The sequence below is a fragment of the Arcicella sp. BE140 genome, from assembly GCF_031456255.1.
GTDB classification, from domain to species: Bacteria; Bacteroidota; Bacteroidia; order Cytophagales; family Spirosomataceae; genus Arcicella; species Arcicella aquatica.
In genome coordinates this window covers 99,199-125,770 of sequence record NZ_JAVDUE010000009.1, presented here as the reverse complement: position 1 = coordinate 125,770, position 26,572 = coordinate 99,199, and the positions used below count along the sequence as shown (strand labels likewise).

Annotated in this window: 21 protein-coding genes; 17 read left to right on the top strand and 4 right to left on the bottom strand. The window is 35.6% G+C overall.

The genetic code is table 11. The annotated features are described in order from the left end of the window. Positions 1–15 precede the first annotated feature (15 nt). From J2Y60_RS14055 to J2Y60_RS14030, 6 genes are all read left to right on the top strand, one after another. On the top strand, positions 16–975 hold the full coding sequence (locus J2Y60_RS14055) for a VWA domain-containing protein (RefSeq protein ID WP_309918833.1): 960 nt from the start codon (positions 16–18) through the stop codon (positions 973–975). A gap of 107 nt (positions 976–1,082) precedes the next feature. Then, a complete protein-coding gene (locus J2Y60_RS14050; RefSeq protein ID WP_309994662.1) occupies positions 1,083–1,775 on the top strand; it encodes a tetratricopeptide repeat protein in 693 nt (230 codons plus the stop codon). 11 nt (positions 1,776–1,786) lie between these two features. Continuing rightward, the gene (locus tag J2Y60_RS14045; protein ID WP_309918828.1) at positions 1,787–2,968 is read left to right on the top strand and encodes an acetyl-CoA C-acyltransferase; all 1,182 of its coding nucleotides are present in this window, start codon (positions 1,787–1,789) and stop codon (positions 2,966–2,968) included. A gap of 85 nt (positions 2,969–3,053) precedes the next feature. Then, on the top strand, positions 3,054–3,995 hold the full coding sequence (locus J2Y60_RS14040; RefSeq protein ID WP_309918823.1) for a phosphoribosylaminoimidazolesuccinocarboxamide synthase: 942 nt from the start codon (positions 3,054–3,056) through the stop codon (positions 3,993–3,995). A gap of 28 nt (positions 3,996–4,023) precedes the next feature. After that, complete coding sequence (locus J2Y60_RS14035; protein WP_309918822.1) at positions 4,024–4,452, top strand: STAS domain-containing protein; 429 nt, start codon at positions 4,024–4,026, stop codon at positions 4,450–4,452. 109 nt (positions 4,453–4,561) lie between these two features. After that, positions 4,562–5,488, top strand: a complete 927-nt coding sequence (locus J2Y60_RS14030; protein ID WP_309918819.1) for a ribonuclease Z — start codon at positions 4,562–4,564, stop codon at positions 5,486–5,488. Here the strand turns inward: J2Y60_RS14030 and J2Y60_RS14025 are convergent, their stop codons facing one another. Then, entirely contained in the window at positions 5,489–7,711 is a 2,223-nt protein-coding gene (locus J2Y60_RS14025; RefSeq protein WP_309918814.1) for a gliding motility-associated C-terminal domain-containing protein, read from the bottom strand. Between the two features lie 884 nt (positions 7,712–8,595). Here J2Y60_RS14025 and gltB point away from each other — a divergent pair. Continuing rightward, positions 8,596–13,167 (top strand): glutamate synthase large subunit, encoded by a 4,572-nt coding sequence (gltB, locus tag J2Y60_RS14020; RefSeq protein WP_309918811.1) that lies wholly within the window; start codon positions 8,596–8,598, stop codon positions 13,165–13,167. A 133-nt stretch (positions 13,168–13,300) separates the two neighbouring features. Then, positions 13,301–14,791 carry a glutamate synthase subunit beta gene (locus tag J2Y60_RS14015; protein WP_309918808.1) on the top strand — a complete coding sequence of 497 codons (1,491 nt, stop codon included), beginning with the start codon at positions 13,301–13,303 and terminating at the stop codon, positions 14,789–14,791. Positions 14,792–14,847: 56 nt separating this feature from the next. Here J2Y60_RS14015 and J2Y60_RS14010 read toward each other — a convergent pair whose 3' ends face one another. Beyond that, complete coding sequence (locus tag J2Y60_RS14010) at positions 14,848–15,711, bottom strand: AraC family transcriptional regulator (RefSeq protein ID WP_309918806.1); 864 nt, start codon at positions 15,709–15,711, stop codon at positions 14,848–14,850. Between the two features lie 148 nt (positions 15,712–15,859). Here J2Y60_RS14010 and J2Y60_RS14005 point away from each other — a divergent pair, with 148 nt between their 5' ends. Continuing rightward, positions 15,860–16,696: a phytanoyl-CoA dioxygenase family protein gene (locus tag J2Y60_RS14005; protein ID WP_309918803.1), complete on the top strand. Its 837-nt coding sequence runs from the start codon at positions 15,860–15,862 to the stop codon at positions 16,694–16,696. A 62-nt stretch (positions 16,697–16,758) separates the two neighbouring features. Here J2Y60_RS14005 and J2Y60_RS14000 read toward each other — a convergent pair whose 3' ends face one another. Then, positions 16,759–17,409, bottom strand: coding sequence for an ABC transporter ATP-binding protein (locus J2Y60_RS14000; RefSeq protein WP_309918800.1), 651 nt, complete (start codon positions 17,407–17,409; stop codon positions 16,759–16,761). Between the two features lie 201 nt (positions 17,410–17,610). Here J2Y60_RS14000 and sucC point away from each other — a divergent pair, with 201 nt between their 5' ends. Further along, on the top strand, positions 17,611–18,807 hold the full coding sequence (gene sucC, locus J2Y60_RS13995) for an ADP-forming succinate--CoA ligase subunit beta (protein WP_309918798.1): 1,197 nt from the start codon (positions 17,611–17,613) through the stop codon (positions 18,805–18,807). 69 nt (positions 18,808–18,876) lie between these two features. On the opposite strand, the gene J2Y60_RS13990 is transcribed toward sucC, so the two are convergent. Beyond that, positions 18,877–19,725 (bottom strand): M48 family metallopeptidase, encoded by an 849-nt coding sequence (locus J2Y60_RS13990; protein WP_309918796.1) that lies wholly within the window; start codon positions 19,723–19,725, stop codon positions 18,877–18,879. Between the two features lie 177 nt (positions 19,726–19,902). On the opposite strand from J2Y60_RS13990, the gene J2Y60_RS13985 reads away from it, so the two are divergent. The 7 genes from J2Y60_RS13985 to J2Y60_RS13955 all read left to right on the top strand — a co-directional run bounded on the left by J2Y60_RS13985 (position 19,903) and on the right by J2Y60_RS13955 (position 26,551). Then, entirely contained in the window at positions 19,903–20,514 is a 612-nt protein-coding gene (locus tag J2Y60_RS13985) for a fumarylacetoacetate hydrolase family protein (protein ID WP_309918793.1), read from the top strand. A gap of 61 nt (positions 20,515–20,575) precedes the next feature. Beyond that, positions 20,576–22,573, top strand: a complete 1,998-nt coding sequence (locus tag J2Y60_RS13980) for a M23 family metallopeptidase (protein WP_309918791.1) — start codon at positions 20,576–20,578, stop codon at positions 22,571–22,573. A 46-nt stretch (positions 22,574–22,619) separates the two neighbouring features. Next, complete coding sequence (gene bcp, locus J2Y60_RS13975; RefSeq protein WP_309918788.1) at positions 22,620–23,072, top strand: thioredoxin-dependent thiol peroxidase; 453 nt, start codon at positions 22,620–22,622, stop codon at positions 23,070–23,072. A 49-nt stretch (positions 23,073–23,121) separates the two neighbouring features. Then, positions 23,122–23,979, top strand: a complete 858-nt coding sequence (locus tag J2Y60_RS13970) for a transketolase (RefSeq protein WP_309918785.1) — start codon at positions 23,122–23,124, stop codon at positions 23,977–23,979. 61 nt (positions 23,980–24,040) lie between these two features. Continuing rightward, on the top strand, positions 24,041–25,018 hold the full coding sequence (locus J2Y60_RS13965) for an AAA family ATPase (protein ID WP_309918782.1): 978 nt from the start codon (positions 24,041–24,043) through the stop codon (positions 25,016–25,018). Continuing rightward, positions 25,012–25,581 (top strand): hypothetical protein, encoded by a 570-nt coding sequence (locus J2Y60_RS13960; RefSeq protein WP_309918780.1) that lies wholly within the window; start codon positions 25,012–25,014, stop codon positions 25,579–25,581. The genes J2Y60_RS13965 and J2Y60_RS13960 overlap by 7 nt, the downstream gene beginning before the upstream one ends. A gap of 10 nt (positions 25,582–25,591) precedes the next feature. Further along, on the top strand, positions 25,592–26,551 hold the full coding sequence (locus tag J2Y60_RS13955) for a transketolase C-terminal domain-containing protein (RefSeq protein ID WP_309918775.1): 960 nt from the start codon (positions 25,592–25,594) through the stop codon (positions 26,549–26,551). The last annotated feature ends 21 nt before the right edge of the window (positions 26,552–26,572 follow it).

The following is a 26,572-nucleotide window of genomic DNA, read 5'->3' as shown; positions in this document are numbered from 1 at the left end:
TTACTTCCTTATAAAATGAATGTAAACTCAGGGCTAGGCAAAACTGAATATTGGTTTATCGCTATATTTTTTATATTGTACTTAATTTATTTAGGGCGTGTCTTTTGGATAGCAAGGCGACTCAAAACCACCGCACGTTCAAGTATTTTGAAGTTTTTTTTAAGATCAGCCTACTTCGGTTTAATGATACTTGCGTTGCTTAATCCTTCATTTGGAGAGTTGAATGAAGCCGTAAAAGCTGAAAACAGAGAAATATTTTTTGTAGTAGATGTCTCCAAATCAATGGATGCAACTGATATACAACCTAGTAGAGTTGAAAAAGCAAAATTTGAGATAAACAGAGTAATTAGTCAATTCCCTTATGACAGAATTGGCATTATTGTTTTTTCAGAAGAACCATTTTTATTATCACCTCTTACCTTTGATAAAAATGCAATAAGCTTATTTGTACCCAAAATCAATACTAATCTATTGTTGGGTGGAGGTTCGTTGATTAATCCAGCCCTTGAAATGGCTTATAATAGATTGCAAAAATCAAAATCAAAGAATAAATCAAAGACAATAGTGTTGGTGAGTGATGGCGAGTTTTCGGATGAATATGACAGAAACATTATTGGGCAAATTAAACAACATGGTATCAATTTCTTTTCCGTTGGCATCGGCACAACGAAAGGGACAACGATAAAAGATGGAAATTCTTTCAAAAAAGATAACGATGGGAATATTGTCATTACAAAATTAGACAATACTTCATTGAAAAAAATCACTAATGAAGCCAAAGGTAAATACTTAGAAATAAGCAGTATATCTAATAGTTTGACAGCATTAATTACAGAAATCAGCCAAATAAAAAGTACTTTTTCAAATAATCAGCAAATTAATGTTGTTGTAAATAAATATTTTTATTTTCTAATCATTGCATTATTTTTGCTAGGAATTGATGTTTTCTTTACTGTTAGAACATTTCAGTTATAATTTTTCTGTTAATACTTTTTTTAAAAAAACTAATGCCGATTATACTTTATGCTATTAATTAAGTTTAATCTATTATTATCACATAAAATTATTAAAATCAATCAACCTTGTTAAATCAATTTGTTTTATATATTTTTCTTTGGATACTTGACAATGGCTCATTCTCGAAAGTAAATACAAGAAATAGAGCAAAAGTCGAAGCAATGATTGCATTTAGAAAAAAAGATTATCGTGAAGCAGCAAACCAATATCTTATTTTATCTAAACAATCTATTTTTACACCACCTGAAGTATCGTTAAATTATGCACACGCTCTTTTTGAGGCTAAAGACACGCTAGCTGCTCGTCAAATATATGCTCGATTAAGCGGTTTAAAAGAAGCCAAACTTACTTCTACTACGTTAGTACAATTGGGTTTGATATTCTGTAATCAGCAAGACACTGCCAAAGCGCTGACTCTTTTTAAAAAAGCTTTAGTGATGATGCCAGAAAATAATATCGCAAGGTTTAATTACGAATTATTGAAAAGAAGATTTAAGCCAAAACAAGAGTCAACATCTAAGCCTCCACCACCAAGTACCCAAAAAATACCTCCTAAACCTCCTACTCAGGAAAATGTTGAAGTCGCCAAAAATGAAAGTCAACAAGAACTACTGAAAACGCTAAAAAATTATGGCTTAACTGTTGATAAAGCTAAGACCATATTGGATGCTATGAAAAGTAGCGAAATCCAATATATTCAGCAACGCCAAGTAAATACTAAGAACCCTAATAAATTAATAACAAAACAAAACTGGTAAGAACCAATTTTATGAATACGCAAGAAGTTTATATTATGTCGGCTGTGAGAACACCGATTGGAAGTTTTGGAGGAGTACTATCGAGTTTCTCGGCTACTCAACTTGGAAGTATCGCAATTAAGGCTGCTGTTGAAAAAGCAAAGATTAAACCCGAAAGCGTGGAGGAAGTATTAATGGGAAATGTAGTCTCTGCTAATATTGGCCAAGCGCCTGCTCGTCAAGCGGCTTTGGGTGCGGGCTTATCACCACAGGCTAGATGTACTACTATTAACAAAGTGTGTGCTTCAGGAACAAAATCTATTATGTTGGCTGCACAAAGTATTATGCTTGGGCAAGCTGATATTGTAGTAGCTGGAGGAATGGAAAGTATGTCAAATGCACCTTTTTATGTTCCTAATGCAAGATTTGGCTATAAATATGGTTCATCAGTATTGGTAGATGGTCTTGAAAAAGATGGATTGACTGATGCTTATGAAAACTGTGCGATGGGATTTTTTGCAGATAGAACTGCCCGTAAATATGGGATTAGCCGTGAAGCTCAGGATGGATACACTATCGACTCCTACAAACGCTCTGCTCAAGCTACAGAAAATGGATTATTCAAAGACGAAATCATTCCTGTAGAAGTAAAAACAAAACAAGGCAGTATTTTCATTACGGAAGACGAAGAATACAAAAAGGTTAAATTTGAAAAAATCCCTGATTTAAAACCTATTTTTGAAAAAAGAGGTACTGTAACGGCTGCGAGTTCTTCAAATTTAAGTGATGGTGCATCAGCATTGGTGTTAATGTCGAAAAAGAAAGCTGACAAATTGGGCTTATTACCGATTGCAAAAATCATCGGAATGGCTGATGCAGAGCAAGAACCTGAATTCTTTACGACTACGCCAACAGTGGCACTGCCAAAGGCTATCAAAATGGCTAATTTAATTAAAGAAGAAATTGACTATTTTGAAGTAAATGAAGCTTTTTCAGTTGTACCTTTGGCATTCGAAAAAATATTGGATATTCCACACAAAAAAGTAAACATTAATGGTGGTGCTGTATCGTTAGGACATCCGCTAGGTGCATCGGGTGCCAGAATAGTAACTACGTTGATTTGGATTTTGAAACAAAAAAATGCACGATACGGAGCCGCGGGTATCTGTAATGGTGGCGGAGGGGCTTCATCAATTGTGATTGAAAGGATGTAATCTCTAAAAGTTTGTGGTAATTTTGTAACAATTATTTAACGACACAGACTTTAAATAAGCGTGATTAAACACGCAAAACAACATAATGAAAGTAATTAAAAACACTAATTTTAATTTTCCGAACCAAACAGGTTTCTACAAAGGAAAAGTACGTGATGTATATTCTTTTGAAAACCTTTTGGTAATGGTTGCCTCAGACCGTATCTCAGCTTTTGATGTAGTTTTACCTAAAGCGATTCCATTTAAAGGACAAGTACTTAATCAGATTGCAGAACACTTTTTGAATGCAACCAGAGATGTAGTACCAAATTGGCTAGTGGCAAGTCCTGACCCTAACGTAAGTGTGGGCTTGAAGTGTGAAACTTATCCTGTAGAAATGGTCGTAAGAGGCTATTTAGCTGGTCATGCATGGCGTACTTATAAATCTGGCTTACGTACTTTATGTGGTGTAACTTTGCCAGAAGGCTTGAAGGAAAACGACAAACTGCCTACGCCAATTATTACGCCTACTACGAAAGCGCATGAAGGACACGACGAGGATATTTCAAGAGAGGAAATTTTAGCCAAAGGCTTAGTGTCTGAAGAAGAATATAGCCAGCTTGAAAAATATACCCTTGCCCTTTTTGCGAAAGGAACAGCAATGGCAGCTGAGCAAAAATTAATTTTAGTGGATACTAAATATGAATTTGGGAAAAAGGATAATCAAATCACTTTAATTGATGAGATTCACACACCAGATTCTTCTCGTTATTTTTATGCAGAAGGTTACGAAGAACGCCAAAAAAATAATGAAGCCCAAAAGCAGCTTTCTAAAGAATTTGTGCGTGAATGGTTAATTGCGAATGGTTTTCAAGGGAAAGATGGTCAAGTCATTCCTGAAATGACAGATGAATGGGTAAATCAAGTTTCAGAACGCTACATTGAACTTTTTGAACAAGTAACAGGCAAAAAATTCATTAAAGATAACTCTGAAGATGTTTTGGTTAGAGTTGAGGAAAATGTGAACAATTATTTAAAGTCTTTGTAAGAAGTAAAACAAGAAATTACAACAATTTATGGAATTTAAGGTAGAAAAAAATGAGCAGTATGCTCTAATCGAACTTAAAGAAACTGCTTTAACGCAGGAAAATCATACTGATTTAGAGAAAATCGTTCGCCAGCTTTTCAGAGAAGGCTATGGCAATATCATTATTGAATTTAATCAAATTATTGAGCTAGACGGTCATGGTATTTCTGTTATTCGTAAAGCCAATAAAATCTGTTTGAACGAATTAGGTTTATTAATTATCGTAACAAAGAATGATGAAATAATTGACCAGTTAGATGCCGCTAAAATTGAAGAATTAACCGTAATGCCTACGGTTCAAGAAGCAATCGATGCAGTATATTTGAATGAATTGGAAAATGATTTCCAATCAGACGAAGATGATGAATACGATCACGGTGAATACGGCGAAGGCGGCAGTTCAGATGATGATTATTAGTATAATGTAGAAGAGGTCAGTTCAAAAAATTGACCTCTTTTATAATAAATCAGTATCTTGAACTATTATAATAGTATTGATTTCAGTATTTACACAATCAGCAAACAATTTGAGTTTTCAACTAACCATTTTAGGCACGGGGTCTGCCACACCCGTTTTAACGAGAAACCCAACGGCTCATCACTTACAGATTGAGCAGGATGGTTATTTGATTGACTGTGGAGAAGGCACTCAAAATCAGCTACTTCACTATAAAATCAGGACTACAAAACTTAAGTATATTTTTATTACACATCTCCACGGTGACCATTTCTTTGGATTAATCGGACTTTTATCTACGCTGAATATGCATCGTAGAATAGAGGATTTATGGATTTTTGCGCCGAAAGGTTTAGCAGAAATTATTACTATCCAATTAAAGTATTCTGACACTCGCTTAAATTTCAAAATACATTTTACTGAAACTCAAACAGAAAAATCGTACTTACTTTTTACGAATGAACACGTAAAAATTACTACTATCCCATTAATCCATCGGGTGCCTTGCTGTGGTTTCTTGTTTCAAGAAAGAAGAAAAAAAAGAAAAATTATTAAGACTAGCAGACCCACAGATTTAACTTTTGAGCAAATCAAAAGATTGAAAGATGGCGAAGATATTTTGAATGATGATGGTAGTATAAAATATAAAAATGAAGACTATACTATCCCATCTTTAAAAAGTGGTAGCTATGCATTTTGCTCTGATACCCTTTATAACGAAGCCATTATTGACATCATTAAAAATGTAGATTTGTTGTATCATGAAGCTACTTTCCTAGATGAATTGTTACCAAGGGCCATCCAAACCAATCATTCTACGACCAAACAAGCTGCCTTGATTGCCAAAAAAGCACACGTAGGCAAGCTTATTATCGGTCATTATTCCTCACGATACAAAGAATTGGATACTCATCTAGCAGAAGCTCGTGAGGTATTTGTCAATACCTATTTGGCAATAGAAGGTGAAACCCATAAAATACGGGATATTAAATTATAATTACCTAATAAGATTGACCCATCCTTTGAACTCTCGTTTAGTGAATTTTAATAGGTAATAATATTCTGAGGAAGCGTGTTCACCACCAGACCACTTGAAATCCCTATCTTTAGATTCATAAACCATCGATCCCCAGCGATTAAAAATTTGGATGTATTCAAATTTTTCAAAACAATTATTCTCAGGTAAATCTGTCAAAGTAAAGTATTCATTCTTTCCATCTCCGTTGGGCGTAAATACATTAACTGGCTTAAAAGTCTGATAATCTACTATTTTGCTTTTCAATACTATATTCACAGATACTGTATCAAATCTATTGGGGCTACAAGAATTATCTTCTGTAATAAAATTAATCACATAACTTGCCTGATCTTTCCCATTCAATAAACTACAGTCTATTTTCCATGCAAAGGGGTTAATTATTTTTGCCACACCATTTTTATCAGTCCATACCGCTCCTATTTTCGATAAATCAAAGTCCTTTCCTACAGCATACAATTTTATCGGGTCAGCATCAGGGTCTTGCGAAGTAACGTCAAAATTAATAGGCTGAACATCGGTTCCATCCAATATAATTTCAATTTCATTTTTCGCTAAAGAAGTCACAACGTTGGGTGGTCGGCTATCAATTGGTAAAGCCTTTAAATTAACAGAGATACTATCTTTCAAATTTCTACCACACCTATTATCAATTATATAGAAATCTACAATATAATCGGTAGTCCTAACGGCACTACAAGTGGGTGTCCAAGTAAAAGGAGAACTAACTGTTCCTAATCCAGAAATAGAACCAAAATTCATTCCAACATCTGCTAAATTAAAGCCTCTTCCTTTGGCGGTAATAGTGATATTATCATTATCAATATCTTTCCCAAATAAATTAAATTTCATTAGGCTATTAACTACAGTTTCGCCCTTTCTATTTAATAAATCTGTAGAAATAATGGGTTTATTATTCAAAGCTGGTTCAATAATTACCTTTACTTTTAAGGTGCTTATTAGGGGCTGCGGACAACCATCATCTGAAGCTATTACATCAAAGAGTAATGGCTTGCCATCAAAACTAGCTGTACATTCATCAAAACATAATTCAGCCCTTAGCGTATCTTTATAAGTACTTGTACGAATGGATGTTGGGGATAATGTAAACGACCCTGTAAAATTAGTCGGCTGAATCTTTAAGTTTAATGTCTGATTCGGATCTAAATCTGTCACTAAAAAATCTAGGCATTTTTTTTCGTTTGCCTTAATTGTGATGGTCTGAGTAACATCTGTAAAAACTCCTTTCCCTTTTTCTCTTAAAAAACTTTGCGGAGGGTTATTTGTAGGACAATCGATTACCTTTAGTTGAAAGTCCCTTCGCACCTCTCCTATCTTCTTGCCATTTCTATATTCTTCTGTTAGCACACAAAACACATATAGCCCTAATAAATCCGTTGTTACTGTCAGTTGTCCCGTTCTGGCATTTACCCTCAGCGGCTGTGGCCCTGGAATCATGTTATTAACACCAAAACCAGTTTGCCAGCGCACAAGTGGATAATTGCTACTACCAGTAGGCAAGTCTGGCTTAGGAGCCAGTGTAGTTGAATAACCATTATAGGGCGTCACTAAAGAATAAACTAGGCTGTCTCCATCTGCATCAGTAGCGCCAAACTCAAAAACAAAGGGGCGTCCTCTACAAATATAATCACCAGTGAGTTTACCGAATTTTGGAGATGAGTTAGTGAAGGCATTTCCATTTTGCTTCTGAGCAGGAAAAGCCAAATAAAATACCGAACCTGCAGCCTCTGGATTTTGAATATTAGTGATAATATTATTTCTACAACAACGCTCCCATGCAAAGTAATAGCCTCCTGCATCATCAAAATTATCAGGACTCAAATATATCAATGTGCTATAGCGTATCAGGCGGGTTCTTACAGAGTTATTCTGTAAACAAGCTGGATTGGAATAGCTAATTAAACTATCGCTGACGATTGGTAAAACTGCATAGCCTAAATATAGGTTATCTTTTTTCCTAAAAACAGCTAAGTTGATAGTTGCATCTCTCGCTCCCGTACTACCATTAATGTCATCAAAATACAAATTAAGACTTAGGCTATGTGATACATTAGGTTGGTTTTTGACGACTTGCAGTTCTATTTCACCCCCAACGATATGGGTGGCTTGCACTTTGAAAAACGAGAAGAGAATTATTATAATTAAGAGTATAGTTTTTTTCATATTATTTTAAACAGGAGGTTTACAAAATCATTGATTAACAAAGTATTTTATAATACTACTGACAGCATTAAAGTGTTAAAGGTTGTTCTTAATCACTTCAATTTTTGTTAAATTCAGTTATATTATTGTAATAAGTTTGTCAATGACTTCTAAACGAATTATAGCTACCTTAAATATATACATAATAAAGCTTTTTATTATTAAAAGCCTAAACAAACAGAAAAGACACTTCGGAAATAGGCTAAAATTTGAATATCTTTATATCGTTTTAAAAATTTCTATATCATTTTAACACTATAGAATTAATAGGTTAATAGCCAAGCAATTAGGACAAAATATTCGGATATAATATGCAACTTTTTGAGTTTTTGTAGCTTTTTGAGTGATTAATGGATAAAAAAGTAATTTTTTTTACAAAAAACTTATAAATTAAACAAAAATGAAATTTTGATATATTTTCAATTAAATTTTAACGTATAAATGAATCAAAATTGCAAAAACATGAAATTTAAGATTAAAAAAGCCTTATTTTTATGATAATAATAATCATATTCAAAAAATAATGTTTTGAGGAAAGCATTTTAAAAATTGCATCTAACTAAGATTAAATTTTACGAATTCTTGAAATTGTATCATTCAGATGATTATTCGGCAAAATGCTATTTTTTCCAAAGAATTTCTTGTATATCTTTGTAATAGCGAAACAGATAACAATACATTCTTCATTTTCCATAAAGTTTTAGTAAATATTATATCTTACTTCAATTTTACTATTTACAAATTATACTGTATTTCACTGACAATTTTTCAATATTATAGCAAAACAATTGCCACTAACATAATCTCAAGTTCTCTGTTAGTAAATTTAAAACAGACCCATTACCATGACTAATTTCGACAATAAAGGTTTGTACCGTAAAGAATTCGAGCATGATGCTTGTGGAATCGGCTTCGTAGCAAACATGAAAGGACGCAAGTCTCATAAGGTAGTTACGGATGCAATCCAGATGCTCATTCGAATGGACCACCGTGGTGCATGCGGCTGTGACCCTAACTCAGGTGACGGTGCAGGAATTTTATTACAGATTCCTCATGAATTCTTTTTGGAAGAATGTACAAATTTAGGTATTGATTTACCTGCTGCTCGTGAATACGGAGTAGGTATGACTTTCTTTCCAAAAGATAAAACGATTCGTGAAGAATGTAAGGAAATCATTACCCGAAAGGCCAAACGCTTAGGCTTAGAAATTTTGGGTTATCGTGTAGTTCCATGTGACAATTCTGAAATTCTAGGTGCTGAATCTGGAAATACAGAACCACAAATGGAGCAATTATTCATCAAACGTCCAGCTACCATTACGGATGAAATGGAGTTTGAAAGGAAATTGTATGTTTTCCGTCAGTACACGGCTCGTATCATCAACGAAACAGTTAAAGGTTTAGATAATAAATTTTACTTTGCTTCATTGTCTGCTCATACTATCATTTACAAAGGTATGTTAACGACAATGCAAGTTCCAGGATATTTTGATGATTTAAAACGTGAAGAATTTACTTCTGCTTTGGCAATTGTTCACTCACGTTTCTCAACAAATACTTTCCCTGAGTGGAAACTTGCACAGCCATTCCGCTTTATCGGTCACAATGGCGAGATTAATACTGTAAAAGGTAATGCTGCTTGGATGCAGGCTCAGTCGGCTTTATTTGAATCAGAGCACTTTACGAAGGAAGAAATGGACATGATTTTACCAGTTTGTCAGTTAGGACAATCTGACTCTGCCATTTTGGATAATGCTATCGAATTATTGTACATGAGTGGCCGTTCGCTTCCACACGTGATGATGATGTTGATTCCTGAAGCTTGGGACGGCAATGAGCAAATGGAGCAATACAAGAAGGATTTCTATGAATATCATGCAGCCATGATGGAGCCTTGGGATGGCCCTGCTTCAATTTCATTCACGGATGGAAAAATGATTGGTGCTACGTTAGATAGAAATGGTTTACGCCCATCTCGTTATTGGGTTACTGATGACGATTTCGTAATCATGGCTTCTGAAGCGGGTGTATTGGATATTGACCCTGCTAAAATTGTCTCAAAAGGTCGTTTACAACCGGGTAAAATGTTCGTAGTAGACATGGAAGCTGGTCGTATTATTCCTGACGAAGAATTAAAAGAAAAAATCTGTCAACAGAATCCTTACGGAGAATGGTTGAAAACGAATAAAATTAAAGTAGAAGATTTACCAGCGGCTGGTGCTGAATACCGTACACCATTTGAACGTGAATTATTATTGCGTCAACAAGTGTTTGGATTCACTACTGAAGACTTAAGAGTAATTCTTTCACAAATGGTTGAAACGGGTAAAGAAGCATTAGGCTCAATGGGTGTAGATACGCCATTGGCTATTCTTTCAGACCAAGCTCAGCATTTATCGTATTACTTTAAGCAATTGTTTGCACAGGTAACCAACCCACCAATTGACTCAATCCGTGAGCGTACAGTAATGTCGCTTTTGTCTGATATTGGTGGTTTGAAAAACTTGTTGAAAGAATCTCCTGAACATTGCCGTCAGATTGAAATTCGTCAGCCAGTTTTAACAAATGGTGAAATTGAGAAGATTCGTTGGATAGATCACAAAAACTTCCAAACGAAATCTATTCATACTACCTTCCGTGCTACGGGAGAAAAAGGTCAATTAAAAAGAGCATTAGATAGAATTTGTCAATATGCGGAAGATGCCGTTGATGATGGATATGCTATCATTTTGTTAACTGACCGTGGTGTTGATTCATCACACGCTCCAATTCCATCATTATTGGCGGTAGGTGCTGTACATCATCATTTAATCAGAAAAGGCAAAAGAGCACAAACAGGTTTGATTGTAGAAGCTGGTGATGTTTGGGAAACACATCACTTCGCTACATTGATTGGCTTTGGTGCTTCGGCAGTAAACCCTTACATGGCATTTGAGACAATCAATGGTATGAAGGAAAAAGGTATTCTACAAGTAGATTACCCTTACGAAAAGTTACAGGCTAATTATATCAAGGCTGTTAATGGTGAATTATTGAAGATATTCTCTAAAATGGGTATTTCAACACTTCAATCATACCAAGGAGCTCAGATTTTCGAAATCGTTGGTTTAGGTAAAGACGTTGTAGATACTTATTTTGCAGGTGCTATCTCAAGAATCGGTGGTATCGATTTAGAAGGCATTGCCAAGGAAGCTTTAATCAAGCACAAAAACGGTTATCCAGAATTGCCAGTGGCTAATCCTAAATTGGAAGTTGGAGGTATTTATCAATGGAAACAACGCGGTGAAGCCCACTTGTTTAATCCTGAAACGATTCACCTCTTACAACAGTCAACTAAGAATAATAGCTATCAGCAGTATAAAAAATATTCTAAATTAATTGATGACCAATCTGAAAAAGCAATGACCCTTCGTGGTTTGCTTAAATTCAAGAAAGGTAAATCTATTGATATTAGCGAAGTAGAACCGATTGAAAGTATTTTCAAACGTTTTGCTACAGGTGCGATGTCATTCGGTTCAATTTCGTATGAAGCCCATACTACTTTGGCCATTGCGATGAACCGTATCGGAGGTAAATCTAACTCGGGTGAAGGTGGTGAAGACCCTATCCGCTTTACGCCTCTTGAGAATGGAGATTCTATGAACTCTGCTATCAAGCAAGTAGCTTCTGGACGTTTCGGTGTAACAGCACATTATTTAACGAATGCTACTGAACTACAAATCAAAATGGCTCAGGGTGCTAAGCCTGGTGAAGGTGGACAGTTACCTGGTCATAAAGTAGATGATTGGATTGGTAAGACGCGTCATTCTACTCCGGGAGTTGGTTTAATTTCTCCTCCTCCTCACCACGACATTTATTCTATCGAAGATTTAGCACAATTAATTTTCGATTTGAAAAATGCTAACCGTGCGGCTAGAATTTCAGTAAAACTAGTATCTGAAGCAGGTGTAGGAACAATTGCAGCGGGTGTAGCAAAAGCACATGCTGACCATATTTTGATTGCTGGACACGATGGAGGAACTGGAGCATCTCCGCTTTCATCAATCCGTCATGCTGGTTTGCCTTGGGAACTAGGCTTAGCAGAAGCTCACCAAACATTGGTAAGAAACAAATTGCGTGGACGTGTTACTGTTCAAACGGATGGTCAAATCAGAACAGGTAAAGACTTAGCAGTAGCGGCTTTATTAGGTGCTGAAGAATTCGGTGTGGCTACAGCAGCCCTAGTGACAGCAGGTTGTATCATGATGCGTAAATGTCATGTGAATACTTGCCCTGTAGGTGTAGCAACACAAGACCCACGTTTGAGAGCATTATACACTGGACATCCAGACCATGTAGTAAATCTATTTACTTTCTTGGCAACTGAATTACGTGAAATCATGGCTGAGTTAGGATTCAGAACTGTGAATGAAATGGTTGGACAAGCAGATAGATTAGAAATGAAAGAAGCGCTAAGTAATTGGAAGCTTAAACATTTAGATTTATCACCAATCTTGTACAAACAACCAATGGCATTGGATGTGGCTTTATACAAACAAGAAGATCAAGACCATGGTTTGCAAGACCAGATTGATTGGAAATTGTTGGAAATTGCCAAACCAGCCCTTGAAAGTGGAGAAAAAGTAACGGGTGAATTAGAAGTAATTAACGTGAATCGTACCATTGGAACGATGCTTTCAAACGAAATTACGAAAAAATACGGTGCAAAAGGTTTACCTAGCGACACTATCCATGTGAAATTTAATGGAACTGCTGGCCAATCATTCGGTGCATTTTCTGTAAATGGTATCACATTTGAATTGGAGGGTGACTCTAACGATTATATCGGAAAAGGACTTTGTGGAGCTAAACTAATTGTATATCCTAGTAAAAAAGCGACATTCAACCCATCTGAAAATGCTGTAGTTGGTAACGTATCATTCTATGGTGCGACATCTGGCGAGGCATATTTAAGAGGTATGGCTGGTGAACGTTTCTGTGTAAGAAATTCGGGTGCTAAAGTTGTTGTAGAAGGTATTGGCGACCACGGTTGTGAATACATGACGGGCGGTTTAGTAGTTATCTTAGGCGAAACTGGTAGAAACTTCGGTGCCGGTATGTCTGGCGGGGTAGCTTATATCTGGGACAAAAAAGGAGACTTTGCTCCTAAATTAAACCCAGAAATGGTAGCCATCGAAGAGCTGACTGTTGAAGACGAAAATATATTGAAAATGTATGTAGAACAACATTTGCAATATACAGATTCGAATACTGCAAAAACTATTCTTGATAATTGGGCTACTACGCTACCACAGTTTTTAAAAGTAATGCCTCAAGATTTCAAAAAAGCACTTGCTTCACGCAATATCAGTGTGGCAGAAGTTTTAGAAAACAAGGATATTGTTTACAAAGATATTCAAGTAGAAATTGCACATTAATATCATTTGAAAACTTGAAAATGCGTCAATTCAAATCAATTTGAGTTGACGCATCCCAAAATCAATCACTAAATAGAAAATTATACAAGGTTGATTTCAAATTTTCAAATCCTCAAATTTTCAAATTAAAGAAATGGGAAAACCAACAGGATTTTTAGAGGTTACTAGAGAAACTCCAAAGAAAAGACTCGTTACAGAACGTGTAACAGACTATAAAGAAATAGATATTGATTTTACTGCTGATAAAGTAAAAGCTCAAGCAAGTCGTTGTATGGATTGTGGAGTACCTTTTTGTCACAGTGGTTGTCCACTTGGCAATATTATTCCTGAATTCAACGATGCAGTATATGATCAAAACTGGGCATATGCGTACGAGATTCTTTCTTCTACGAACAATTTCCCAGAATTTACAGGACGTATTTGTCCAGCACCTTGCGAATCTGCCTGTGTGTTAGGTATCAATAAACCTCCTGTAACGATTGAGTATATCGAAAAATCGATCATTGAATACGCTTTTGGCAATGGTTTAGTAAAACCAAATATTCCTACAAAACGCACTGGTAAAAAAGTGGCCGTTGTGGGGTCAGGCCCTGCGGGAATGGCTTCTGCAGCACAGCTAAACAAAGCTGGGCATACTGTTACCGTTTTTGAACGTGCTGACAGAATCGGTGGACTTTTACGCTATGGTATCCCTGATTTCAAATTAGAGAAATGGGTTGTTCAACGCCGTGTTGAAGTTATGGAACAAGAAGGTATTATTTTCAAAACTAATACAAATGTTGGTGTTGATATCAAGGCTGACGATTTGTTAGAAGATTTTGATTTAGTTATTCTTTCAGGTGGTTCAACTGTACCAAGAACATTAGGAATCCCTGGTGCTGATTTGAAAGGAATTTATCCAGCTATGGAATTCTTATCACAGCAAAACAAAAGGGTGTCTGGAATAGAACGTGAAGTAAACCACATGGGTATGCCTTATCCAATGGGGGAACTGTATGCTACAGACAAAAACGTAGTAGTAATTGGTGGTGGTGATACTGGCTCTGACTGTGTTGGTACCTCAAACCGTCATAAAGCAAAATCTATTACTCAGGTTGAAGTAATGCCGATGCCTCCTAAAGAAAGAGCGCCACATACCCCTTGGCCAAACTGGCCGATGATGTTGCGTACTTCTACTTCGCATGAGGAAGGAGCTGACCGTCATTGGTCAATCGCAGTAAAAGAGTTTGTTGGTGACGAAAATGGTAACCTAAAAGGACTTAAAATTGCGGATATCGTAATGGAGGTTGTTGATGGTAAAGCACACCAAGTTCATACAAACGAACGTGAAATTCCTGTTGAATTAGCATTAATTGCAGCAGGTTTCTTGCATCCGCAACGTGAGGGTATCTTATCACAATTAGAAGAAAAAGGCTTAGAATTTGACGAAAGAGGCAATGTGAAAGCCCATAATTATCAAACAGCGATTGATAAAGTATTTGCTGCGGGCGATATGCGCAGAGGTCAATCATTAGTAGTGTGGGCTATTTCAGAAGGTAGAGAAGCCGCTCGCGCTGCTGATATTTATTTGATGGGACAGTCTGTACTAGAAGCTAAAAATGTATCAAGTTTTGCTGTAGTATAAGCTATACTTGCTTTAGAATATTTAGAGCCGTCATTTCTTTTGAACTGACGGCTTTTTTATGCCAATACTTCTATCCTATTTCTACTCATCTTTCTAAATTCACTAGGTGTTCTAGCTTTCTTTTTAAAAAATACTCTGTTGAAATAAGTTATACTTTCAAAGCCAGTTTGAAAACCAATTTCAGCAATCGTCTTATCCGACTCAGTTAAAAGTGAACATGCCTTGCCTATCCTAATTTCGTTTAAATAATCAGAATAAGTTTTGCCTGTCATTCTTTTAAAGAATTTACAAAACGCACTTTCTGACAAATGAATTAAATCGGCAACATCTTTTAATGACATGGCTGTCGATGAATTTCTTAACATATATTCAAAAACCGTATTAATTCTCCATTCATTTTCTTCATTTTTAATAGGTTGGTAAAATGGCGATGCCAAAACTTGATACTCCAATTCTGTAAGCATATCAAATATCTCTAGTAAAATGCTAATTCTTGCAATACCCTTTGTTTGGCTGATATTTGCCATCTTATGGATAATTTCAATAGAAGGCTTTGGAAAATATAATCCTTGTCTACAAATAGCCAATATTTGTTTCAATTGATTAAATTCATTCAAGGCTAAAAACCTTTCAATAAAATGACTAGAAAATTGTATGACTACAGCCGCCGAAACTACGTTTTTTTCTTTATCACTCATCCATGTATGGGGCAAATCTGGACCAATCAAGACTAAATCTCCTTTTTGAAAGCGCTCAAAAGAGTCTCCTATAAATCTATCTCCTACACCACTTTCGATTAGCGTCAACTCAAATTCAGGATGATAATGCCATTTATATTCAAAATGTGGGATACTGTATTGGTTAATCCGAAAGGAATTCACATAGGCATCCACACTTAAATCTTCCAGTATTGCCTTCATATAAACACTATTTTTTACCTAAAGGTAATATCATAAACTTTAAAATTCAATATAGTGCTATGTTTTGAATTTTTAGTGTCAACTAGTTTTTTGTAATATAAATAGCTTTGCACGTCAATTCTTTACTGAATATCAAATCCATAATGCAATGTTTGAAATCGCCACATCCGTTTTGGATGCTCTAAAAGAGCCTTACAATTTAAGTCGAGAACAAATTGAGTTTTACCAAGAGTACCGCTACATTAAACTCAAAAATGTATTTAATAAAGATGTAATTAATCTCTATAATCTTGTCATAAGAGAAAAAGTACGTGAACTAAATACCATGCATTTGCCGCTTAACGAAAGAGATATTTATAATAAAGCTTTCTTACAAATCATGAATATTTGGACTCATAGTGCTACCATTAAGGAATTTGTATTCAGTAAAAGAATTGCAAAGATCGCTAGTGATTTAATGCAAGTAAAGGGAGTTAGGATATACCATGACCAAGCACTTTTTAAAGAGCCTCACGGAGGCTTTACACCTTGGCATGCTGACCAATACTATTGGCCTTTGGCAAGTGATAAAACCGTCACGGCTTGGATACCATTACAGGAAACCCCATTAGATATGGGACCGTTAGAGTTTAGTGCTAAAAGCCATTTGATGCAAGAAGGCAGAAACCTAGCAATAAGTGATGATAGCGAGGTAGAAATCCAGCAGAAATTAAGGTTGGGAGACTTTCAACAAGTTATTGAACCATTTGAGTTAGGAGAAGTGAGTTTTCACTCTGGCTGGCTTTTTCATAGAGCGGGGGCTAATCAAACGGATAAAATGCGGGAAGTAATGACCATGATTTATATGGATAAAGACATGGTTCTGAAGCAACCTGATAATAAAAATCAAGAAGCCGATTGGAAAAAATGGTGTCCAGGTGCTAAAGTTGGAAAAATAATCAACACTCCAATTAATCCAGTGTTATATGAAAATACCCATGATTAAATCATAGGTATTCAATCAGCGCAATAAAATGAGGCTTAAAACTGATTTATAGGCCTCATTATTCAACTCAATAATAATCCATCCTGCATGACTAATTTTCTATCTGCCATATTGGCGAGTTCCTCATTATGAGTAACGATGACGAACGTTTGATTGAATTGGTCGCGGAGGTTAAAAAAAAGTTCATGCAATTCTTGGGCGTTTTTGGAATCTAAATTTCCAGAAGGTTCATCCGCAAAAATAATTGATGGCGAATTAATCAATGCACGCGCTACGGCTGTTCGTTGTTGTTCTCCACCAGACATCTGCGAAGGCAAGTTATGAATCCTATCCTTCAAGCCCAACAATACTAAAAGCTCTTCGGCCTTCTGTTCAATATTTTTGCTTTTCCCACCAATATAAGCAGGCATACAAACATTTTCAATGGCTGTAAATTCACCTAAGAGGTTATGGAATTGAAAAATAAAGCCTAATCTTTCATTTCTAAATTTAGCTAAAGCAGTATCTTTCAAGCTAGTAATTTCTGTGTTATCAATAAATACTTGTCCTGTATCAGGTCTATCGAGTGTACCCGCAATATGCAACAGCGTACTTTTCCCTGCCCCAGAAGCCCCGACGATAGATGCTACTTCTCCTTGATTAATCTGTAAATCAATACCTTTCAAAACATTTAAGTTTCCGTAGGTCTTTGTGATATTTTTAACTACTAACATTTTTTCTTTTTCAATGAATATTCGCTGAAACAAAACAACGATAAAAATTGTGGAATTACTATATTTGTCTTGAATAATTACTTTATGAAGAGTTCAAAAAAGTTGATAAACTATAAATATTTACCAAATAAAAGCGATTAATTAAATTGTTTGTAAGTAATTTAGCAAACGAATTAATTTCGACATAAAAAACTGTATCAAATGAACATTCACGAGTATCAAGGTAAAGACATTTTGAAAAGTTATGGTGTCCGTATTCAAGAGGGCATCGTAGTCGATACACCAGCACTGGCAGTAGAAGCTGCCCGAGAGTTGTCGGCAAAAACTGGTACACAGTGGCACGTAATTAAAGCCCAAATTCATGCCGGTGGGCGTGGAAAAGGTGGTGGAGTAAAACTTGCTAAAAATTTAGATGAAGTTCGCCAAAAATCAGAGCAGATTTTGGGAATGCAATTGATTACTCACCAAACAGGACCAGAAGGTAAAAAAGTTAATAAGGTCTTAATTGCAGAAGACGTTTATTATCCAGGCCCATCTGAGCCAAAAGAGTACTACATTTCCATTTTGTTGGATAGAGGCAAAGCTTGCAATGTAATCATGGCATCTACAGAAGGTGGTATGGACATTGAAGAGGTTGCAGAACATACTCCTGAAAAAATTATTAAAGAATGGATTGACCCAAGAGTAGGTTTACAAGCATTTCAAGCGCGTAAAATTGCATTTGCTTTAGGTTTATCAGGTGATGCTTTCAAAGAAATGGTAAAATTTATCAATTCTCTTTACAAAGCTTATGTTGAAACTGATTCTTCAATGTTTGAAATCAACCCTGTGTTGAAAACGTCAGACAATAAAATTTTAGCAGTAGATGCTAAAGTAAACTTGGATGATAACGCATTGTATCGTCATTCAGACTTTATTCCGTTGCGTGATGTTACTGAAGAGGATCCATTAGAAGTTGAAGCATCTAAAAACGATTTGAACTACGTAAAACTAGATGGTAACGTAGGTTGTATGGTAAACGGTGCTGGTTTAGCGATGGCTACTATGGACATCATTAAATTATCTGGTGGTGAGCCTGCCAACTTCCTAGATGTTGGGGGAGGAGCTAATGCTAAAACGGTAGAAGCTGGTTTCCGTATCATTTTGAAAGATCCAAACGTTAAAGCTATCTTAATTAATATTTTTGGTGGTATCGTTCGTTGCGACCGTGTTGCTACTGGTGTTGTTGAAGCTTACAAAGCTATCGGTGATATTCCTGTACCAATCATTGTTCGTTTACAAGGAACTAACGCTGCTGAAGGAGCTAAAATCATTGATGAATCAGGCTTGAAAGTATTCTCGGCTGTTTTATTGAAAGATGCAGCTACTAAAGTTGAAGAAGTATTAGCAGCAATGTAATTTCATATTAAGTCAATAAAAAAGGCGAAGAATTAATATTCTTCGCCTTTTTTATTACACTGTGAAATATTAGTTTCTCTTTACTCCACCTTTAGAACCATTATAGTATTGAGTGGCTTCAGGTAAAAGTCTTTTTATATCAGCGATACGTTGTTGATCTGAAGGGTGGGTTGACAAAAATACGGGAGGTTTTGAACCACCGCCAGATTGTGCTGCCATTCTTCCCCAAAAAGCCACAGCTTCTTCTGGATTATATCCCGCCATAGCCATGAATATTAATCCTAAATGATCAGCCTCTGATTCCTGATTACGTCCGAATGCCAACATTCCTATTTGAGCACCCGCTGGTGCAGCTACACTAAATACACTATTCCACAAGTTCTGTGTTGCACTAGGCTTATTTTGCATCGCAATTCCTAAGCCTGCTTGTCCTGCCGTCAACAAACCTTGTGCTATCATTCCTTGGCTCATTCTCTCGCTACCATGCTTAGCAATAGCGTGCGAAACCTCATGCCCCATTACCACGGCTAATCCTGTTTCATTCTGTGTGATTGGCAAAATACCTGTATACACTACCATCTTACCACCTGGCATACACCAAGCATTTACTTGGCTACTTTGTACTAACTCCGTTTGCCATTGGTAGCCTTTTAAATATTCTGGAGCATTATTTTGCTCAAAATAACTTTGTGCAGCTTTAGCTATTTTGTCACCTACTCTTTTGACCATGGCAGCCTGCTGGGTATTAGCAGCCACTACTTTGTTGGTATCTAAAAACTGCTTATAGCTAGTTAATGCCATGGCATTCATTTCATCATCTGAAACTAATAATAATTGACTACGACCTGAAATGGGCACTTTTGTGCAAGCCCAAATGGATGTCAGGAGAACTACTCCATACAAAACGATTTTTTTCATTTTCTGAAAAGGATTAAGAGATACTTATTTTCTGCTGTAAAATTAGTATTAAATAATCATACCAACACAGCATAAAGAATATAGCAAATTAGAATTAAGATGTAAAAATCTAAAAAAGGTTCTAAATTTCTATATTTTAAGGGTATTTTTGTAAAAAAATTCATAAAACGAAGAGAAATGAAAATTTTGTGCATTGGTAGGAATTACGCTGAACATATTGCCGAATTAAATAACGAGCGACCGTCTGAACCTGTAGTTTTTATAAAACCAGATACAGCAATCTTAAAAGACAACGAGGCATTTTATCATCCTGATTTTTCAAACGACATTCATCATGAAGTAGAAATCGTTCTGAAAATCAACAAGATGGGTAAAAATATTGAAGCTAAATTTGCTAATAAATATTATGAAGAAATAGGGATTGGAATCGATTTTACGGCAAGAGATATTCAGTCAAAATTAAAAGAAAAAGGATTGCCTTGGGAAAAAGCCAAAGCTTTTAATGGCTCTGCTCCTATTTCTGGTTTTATTCCAAAAACTGAATTTCCAGATTTAAAAAACTTGAATTTCCATTTAGAAATTGATGGAGAAACTCGTCAAACAGGGAACACGTCGATGATGCTTTGGAATTTTGACGAAATCATTGCTGAAATCTCTAAATATTTCACACTGAAAACAGGCGATTTAATCTTTACAGGTACTCCTGCTGGTGTGGGTAAAGTAAAAATCGGCAATAAACTAACTGCATTTATTGAAGGTAAAGAAATGCTATCATTTGAAATCAAGTAAACTGTAACTCAATTTTCATCTATTATTATTGTCCTTATTGAAAATTAAGTTGCATCCATTTATGAAATTAAAAATCTTTCTGTTTTGTAGTCTTTTTTCTTTTCAGAATTTAGCACAAAAAACGAAGCTTCTTTATCCGAAAGATTATTTTCTCTTTCCAATAAATCCCAAACAACAAAACTATTTGGCAGGTGGAATGGGTGATTTGCGTGCAGACCATTTTCACGCAGGGATTGATATTAAAACTCAAGGAAGAGAAGGTTTAGCAGTGCTAGCTACGGCTGATGGTTATGTTTCTGAAATCAGAGTACAAACTTCTGGTTATGGAAATGTTATTTTCTTAACCCACCCCAATGGTTATGTATCTGTATATGGGCATTTAAAAGAATTTGTAGAGCCATTAGCGACTTACGTTAAGAAAAAAAGATTAGAAAGTCAGACATTTGAGATTCAATTAAAGCCTACACCAAGCGAGTTTGTGGTAAAAAAAGGGCAAATAATTGGCTATTCTGGCAATACGGGCGGGTCGGCTGGACCACATTTACATTTTGAAATAAGAGATGCCAATAATAATATTCTGAATCCTTTGAATTTTGGATTTTCAGAAATAAAAGACAATACCCCTCCTATTTTTCAGCAATTGTACATCAAAACGCTGAGTACAGATGCAAGAGTGAATGGTGAGTTTGGTAGAAAGGCTTTTACTCCTATCAAAAAACCAGATGGTACCTATACGCTTAATGCCAATGTTTCGGTAGTAGGAGAAATCGGTTTGGAGTTGATGGCAGTTGATAAAATGAACGATACCCATAATTCTAATGGCTTGACTTGTACGGAGCTTCTAGTAGATGGTCAAGAGATTCATTACTTCCATCTTGAACAGTTCCCCAATGCATTATCGCATGATATTAATGTACATACTGATTACGCCTATGAAAAAACCATTGGCCACAGAATCCAGAAACTATTTCAAGATGATGGAAATGAGGAATTGCCAGTTTACAAAGCGATTTTGAGCAAAGGGAAACTTAACTTGGAAGATGGTAAAACACATCAAGTAAGTATTAAGATATGGGACGCCTATGAAAATGGAAGTACGCTGAATTTTACGATAAAGGGCGAAAAGCCTGAAAGTTCCGTTACTGCTAGCCCGAATAAATTGCCCATAAATATTAATTATAGTACTGATGATAATACCTTAATCATTAAAGCACGCAACTTAAAGACAGTCAATTCGATAGCTATTTTAAATTTTGAAAAATCATCGACAGAATTGGCAATAAGTTATGTAAAAAACAATGAAGCTGTGTATCTTTGGGACTTGAAGAAAGGCTTACCTAAATCTATACGCATCGATAGTGTAGAGAAGGCTCTAAACTTACAGAAAACTATTCTTCCCAATCAAGCAAGTAGTTATGTTTCAGATAAACTTTCAATCATTTTTGATACTAAAACACTGTATGATACGCTTTATTTAGAAACTAATAGTATTGCTAATCGTATAGAAATTGGACAACCTACAATACCGCTTCGTAATTCAATCAATGTAAGTTTCCAGCCTGATATAAATGTAAGCTTGCCCGAAAAGACATCCGTGTATTATACTTCGAGAAATCAAAGAAGGTTTTTAGGAGGCAAATGGAATTCTGACAGGATTGTATTTAAAGCTGGATTACTAGGTCAGTTTACACTATTAACTGACACTATTCCGCCCAAAGCAAGTTTTGTAAGTAAAAGCCCCAATTATGTAGCCATCAGAATTTATGATAATCTTTCGGGTATCAAAAGCTTTAAAACATATCTGAATGACACTTATATATTAGCAGATTATGATGCTAAAAGGGCTTTGCTCTGGACAGTTAAATCAGATTCTACTCAAAATTTCATTGGGAAACTTCGCTTGGATTTAGAAGATAACCAAGGAAATAAAAGTTCATTTGTCACAGAAGTTGACGAACATACAAAAGTTGTAGCGACGAAGAAGGAAAAGCACGTAAAAACTAAACACAAGCATGAGGCGAAAGCCAAAAAAAGTGCAAAGAAAAAGAAAAAGCATTAAGACTATAGTCAAATCTTTGAAAATTGTCTTTATAAAATAAATAGAAATGAAATTAGCAGTCGGAGATAAAGCACCCAATTTTGAACAAAAAGACCAACATGGTAATTTGGTTAAGCTTTCAGATTTTGAAGGTAAAAAAGTAGTTTTGTACTTTTACCCCAAAGATGATACCCCAGGTTGTACGGCTCAGGCTTGTAATTTAAATGAAAATTTACCAGCCTTGCGTGCCAAAGGTTTTGAGATTATTGGGGTGAGTGTGGATGGACAAAAAGCTCATCAGAAATTTATTAAAAAGTATGATTTAAAGTTTACCTTGCTTTCGGATGAAGACCATCAACTAGTAGAAGCTTATGGTGTATGGGTAGAAAAATCGATGTATGGCAAAACATATATGGGTACTGCTAGAACTACTTTCGTCATTGATGAAAAAGGAATCATTACTGATATTATTGAAAAAGTGAAGACCAAAGAGCATACCTCGCAGATTATTGAAGCATAATTAACTAGAAAAACGACTATAAAAGATTACAAAAATTAATCAAACACAAATGGAAATTACTGAATTACAAAAAGTTGCTTCGCAAGTACGTCGTGACATCGTACGTCAAGTGCACGCTTGTCAGTCTGGACACCCAGGCGGTTCTTTAGGCTGTACTGATTTATTAGTAGGTCTTTACTTCGACCAAATGACTTTAAAATCAGATGAAGCTGGAAACAAAGTTTTCGATATGGACGGAATTGGTGAAGACCTTTTCTTTTTATCAAACGGACATATTTCTCCAGTTTTTTATTCAGTATTGGCGCGTGCTGGCTATTTCCCAGCGGCTGAATTAGCAACTTTCCGTAAATTAAATTCACGTCTTCAAGGACACCCTACTACGCATGAGCATTTAGAGGGTATTCGTATTGCTTCTGGTTCATTAGGACAAGGTATGTCTGTTGCGATTGGTGCGGCTCAAGCAAAAAAATTAAATAAAGATAATTCATTAGTGTTTGTCCTAATGGGTGACGGAGAGCAAAACGAAGGTCAGGTTTGGGAAGCAGCAATGTATGCTCCACACCATAAAGTAGACAATTTGGTAGCAATTATTGACTATAATGGTCAGCAAATAGACGGTCCTACAGATAAAGTAATGAACAACCGTGACTTAGGTGCGAAATACACTGCCTTTGGTTGGAATGTTATCAAAATGAATGGTAATGATATGGCCGATGTAGTGAAAGTATTAGCAGAAGCTCGTGCATTTTCAGGAAACGGACAGCCTACAATGATTTTGATGACAACAGAAATGGGTGCTGGTGTTGATTTCATGATGGGTTCGCACAAATGGCATGGGGTTGCTCCAAACGACGAGCAATTAGCTGCAGCATTAGCTCAGTTACCAGAAACTTTGGGGGATTATTAATATTGAGTGAATGAGTGAGTTAGTGAATCATATAAGCAATTAGGAATAAAACTTTATACTATTGAAAATCAAAAAATTACATATCAAAAATTTTAAATCTATTGCAGATTTAGAGATTATTGAACCAAATCCATTCACGGTCTTTGTAGGGCCTAATGGGTCTGGTAAAAGTAATATTTTTGAGGCTTTGGAGTTTACAACAATTTCATTTCGATTTCCATCTAATCAACAATTTAGTCGATCTATATTTGGCGAAACAGATTCTTTTTTGAATCTCCCCAAAAGTGACTCTATTTTTGAAGGTAGCAATCTTCAATTCGATGATTTTACACTTTATAGTGGAATGCTCCATAGTGGTTTAAAACCAGATAATGGTGAAAGTTTTGATTATCAAAAATACTCTGATTTTAGACAGTTCATCGAGAACTTTTCAGTTGTCTTTCCTAATAACTTAAGTAGAGAGCGTTTCAAACTTATTGATGATAGATTTTTATCTCTTAGTTGTTCTAATCTCGAAAAAGTTCTTAAACGAATTTTACTTGATGAGTTTAAAAATGAAGAAATATCTGAATGGTTAGATTTATTTATTCCTGGGTTTGAAAGAGTTGAGATTATTTCAAGTGATTTAAGTAATAATGATACTTTATTGATGTATGAAAAGGGAATCAAAAAGCCATTTACTAAAGAGTTGATTTCTGATGGTACTTACAATATTCTTGCTCTTTTAACAGCTGTATTTCAATCTGATGAACCGCAATTTTTGTGTATTGAAGAACCCGAAAATGGTTTGAATCCAAAGGTTGTAAAGGAATTAGTAGGACTATTTCAATATGCTTGTGAAGAAAAAGGTCACTATATTTGGTTAAATACTCATTCTCAGTCTCTTGTTTCACAATTAAAACCTCATGAAATTATTTTAGTCAATAAGAAAGACGGTGAAACAAAGATAAAACAGTTAGATAAAGATTTAAACCTTTATGGCTTACCTATGGATGAAGCATGGCTCTCTAATGCTCTTGGAGGTGGGCTTCCATGGTAAAACTTGGAATAATTTGTGAAGGAGAAAGTGAAGGAGTTATATTCAAATCTGAAAACTTTATTTCACTTCTAAATAGTATTGGTATCGAACTAATTGATGTTCAAGAAACTGGAGCTAAAAATCAATTTTATGGAGAGAGATTAAATGCTCATCGACAAATTTTAATTGATAAAGGAGCTACTCAGGTTATAGCATTACTTGACTTAGATAAAGACCAATGTATTACAGTCACAAAAGAAAAAGTTTTAGATTTTCCAAATCAATCAATTGTAGTAGCTGTCAAAGAATTTGAAAATTGGTATTTAGCTGATACAAATGCCTTATCTAGCTTTTTGGGGAGATACATTGAAGAGGTTAATTTTCCTGAAATGTATGTTGAAGCAATAGATGAAATGATAAATCTTAAAGGTTTTACATTTCCAAAAAGTAAGCCAAAACTTGCAAAGAAAATGATTAATTCTGGCTTTTCAATTCAAAATGCAGCTAGTCATCCTAATTGCCCAAGTGCTAATTATTTTTTAACTAAATTAAAGCAATGTGCCTCGACAAATCCAGTCGAGTAAAAATAGAAAAATGAAAAAATATACTTTCACAGAAAAAAAAGATACTCGTTCTGGCTTTGGTGCTGGAATGCAAGTGTTGGGACAAACCAACCCTAATGTTGTAGCACTTTGTGCTGACTTAATTGGCTCATTGAAATTGGATGCTTTTATCAAAGAAAATCCAGAGCGTTTTTTCCAAACTGGTATTGCTGAGGCAAATATGATTTGTATTGCTGCTGGTTTAACTATCGGTGGAAAAATCCCTTTTGCTACTACTTTTGCTAACTTCGGTACTGGTCGTGTATATGACCAAATCCGCCAGTCGGTGGCATATTCAAACAAAAATGTTAAAATCGCTTGTTCACACGCTGGTTTGACATTAGGTGAAGATGGTGCTACTCACCAAATTCTTGAAGATTTAGGTATGATGAAAATGCTTCCAGGCATGACAGTAATCAACCCTTGCGATTATAACCAAACGAAAGCTGCTACTATCGCTGTGGCTGAGCACGAAGGCCCAGTTTATTTGCGTTTCGGTCGTCCAGTTGTACCAATCTTTACAGCTCCAGATCAAGAATTTATCATCGGAAAAGCTTGGACTGTAAACGAAGGTAAGGATGTAAGTATTTTTGCTACTGGTCACTTGGTATGGGAAGCTATCTTAGCAGGTGAGATTTTAGCTGAAAAAGGTATCGATGCAGAAATTATCAATATCCATACAATTAAACCTTTGGACGAAGAAGCTGTCTTAGCTTCAGTTCGCAAAACTGGTTGTGCTGTTTCTGCTGAAGAACACCAAATTGCAGGTGGCTTAGGCGATTCTATCGCTCAGGTATTAATTAAACAACACCTTGCTCCATTAGAATATGTTGGCGTAGAGGATTCATTCGGTGAATCAGGAACTCCTGCTCAATTAATGGAAAAATATGGTTTAAATGCAGCATCAATTGTTGAAAAAGCATTGAAAGCGATTGCTCGCAAACAAGCTTAATTTTTTCAATTTATCATATTA

Bases quoted from the DNA above. Each gene is read 5' to 3' on its own strand.
- J2Y60_RS14055 (WP_309918833.1), top strand. From the start codon at position 16: ATGAATGTAAACTCAGGGCTAGGCAAAACTGAATATTGGTTTATCGCT.
- J2Y60_RS14045 (WP_309918828.1), top strand. From the start codon at position 1,787: ATGAATACGCAAGAAGTTTATATTATGTCGGCTGTGAGAACACCGATT.
- J2Y60_RS14040 (WP_309918823.1), top strand. From the start codon at position 3,054: ATGAAAGTAATTAAAAACACTAATTTTAATTTTCCGAACCAAACAGGT.
- J2Y60_RS14035 (WP_309918822.1), top strand. From the start codon at position 4,024: ATGGAATTTAAGGTAGAAAAAAATGAGCAGTATGCTCTAATCGAACTT.
- J2Y60_RS14025 (WP_309918814.1), bottom strand. From the start codon at position 7,711: ATGAAAAAAACTATACTCTTAATTATAATAATTCTCTTCTCGTTTTTC.
- gltB (WP_309918811.1), top strand. From the start codon at position 8,596: ATGACTAATTTCGACAATAAAGGTTTGTACCGTAAAGAATTCGAGCAT.
- J2Y60_RS14015 (WP_309918808.1), top strand. From the start codon at position 13,301: ATGGGAAAACCAACAGGATTTTTAGAGGTTACTAGAGAAACTCCAAAG.
- J2Y60_RS14010 (WP_309918806.1), bottom strand. From the start codon at position 15,711: ATGAAGGCAATACTGGAAGATTTAAGTGTGGATGCCTATGTGAATTCC.
- J2Y60_RS14005 (WP_309918803.1), top strand. From the start codon at position 15,860: ATGTTTGAAATCGCCACATCCGTTTTGGATGCTCTAAAAGAGCCTTAC.
- J2Y60_RS14000 (WP_309918800.1), bottom strand. From the start codon at position 17,409: ATGTTAGTAGTTAAAAATATCACAAAGACCTACGGAAACTTAAATGTT.
- sucC (WP_309918798.1), top strand. From the start codon at position 17,611: ATGAACATTCACGAGTATCAAGGTAAAGACATTTTGAAAAGTTATGGT.
- J2Y60_RS13990 (WP_309918796.1), bottom strand. From the start codon at position 19,725: ATGAAAAAAATCGTTTTGTATGGAGTAGTTCTCCTGACATCCATTTGG.
- J2Y60_RS13985 (WP_309918793.1), top strand. From the start codon at position 19,903: ATGAAAATTTTGTGCATTGGTAGGAATTACGCTGAACATATTGCCGAA.
- J2Y60_RS13980 (WP_309918791.1), top strand. From the start codon at position 20,576: ATGAAATTAAAAATCTTTCTGTTTTGTAGTCTTTTTTCTTTTCAGAAT.
- bcp (WP_309918788.1), top strand. From the start codon at position 22,620: ATGAAATTAGCAGTCGGAGATAAAGCACCCAATTTTGAACAAAAAGAC.
- J2Y60_RS13970 (WP_309918785.1), top strand. From the start codon at position 23,122: ATGGAAATTACTGAATTACAAAAAGTTGCTTCGCAAGTACGTCGTGAC.
- J2Y60_RS13960 (WP_309918780.1), top strand. From the start codon at position 25,012: ATGGTAAAACTTGGAATAATTTGTGAAGGAGAAAGTGAAGGAGTTATA.
- J2Y60_RS13955 (WP_309918775.1), top strand. From the start codon at position 25,592: ATGAAAAAATATACTTTCACAGAAAAAAAAGATACTCGTTCTGGCTTT.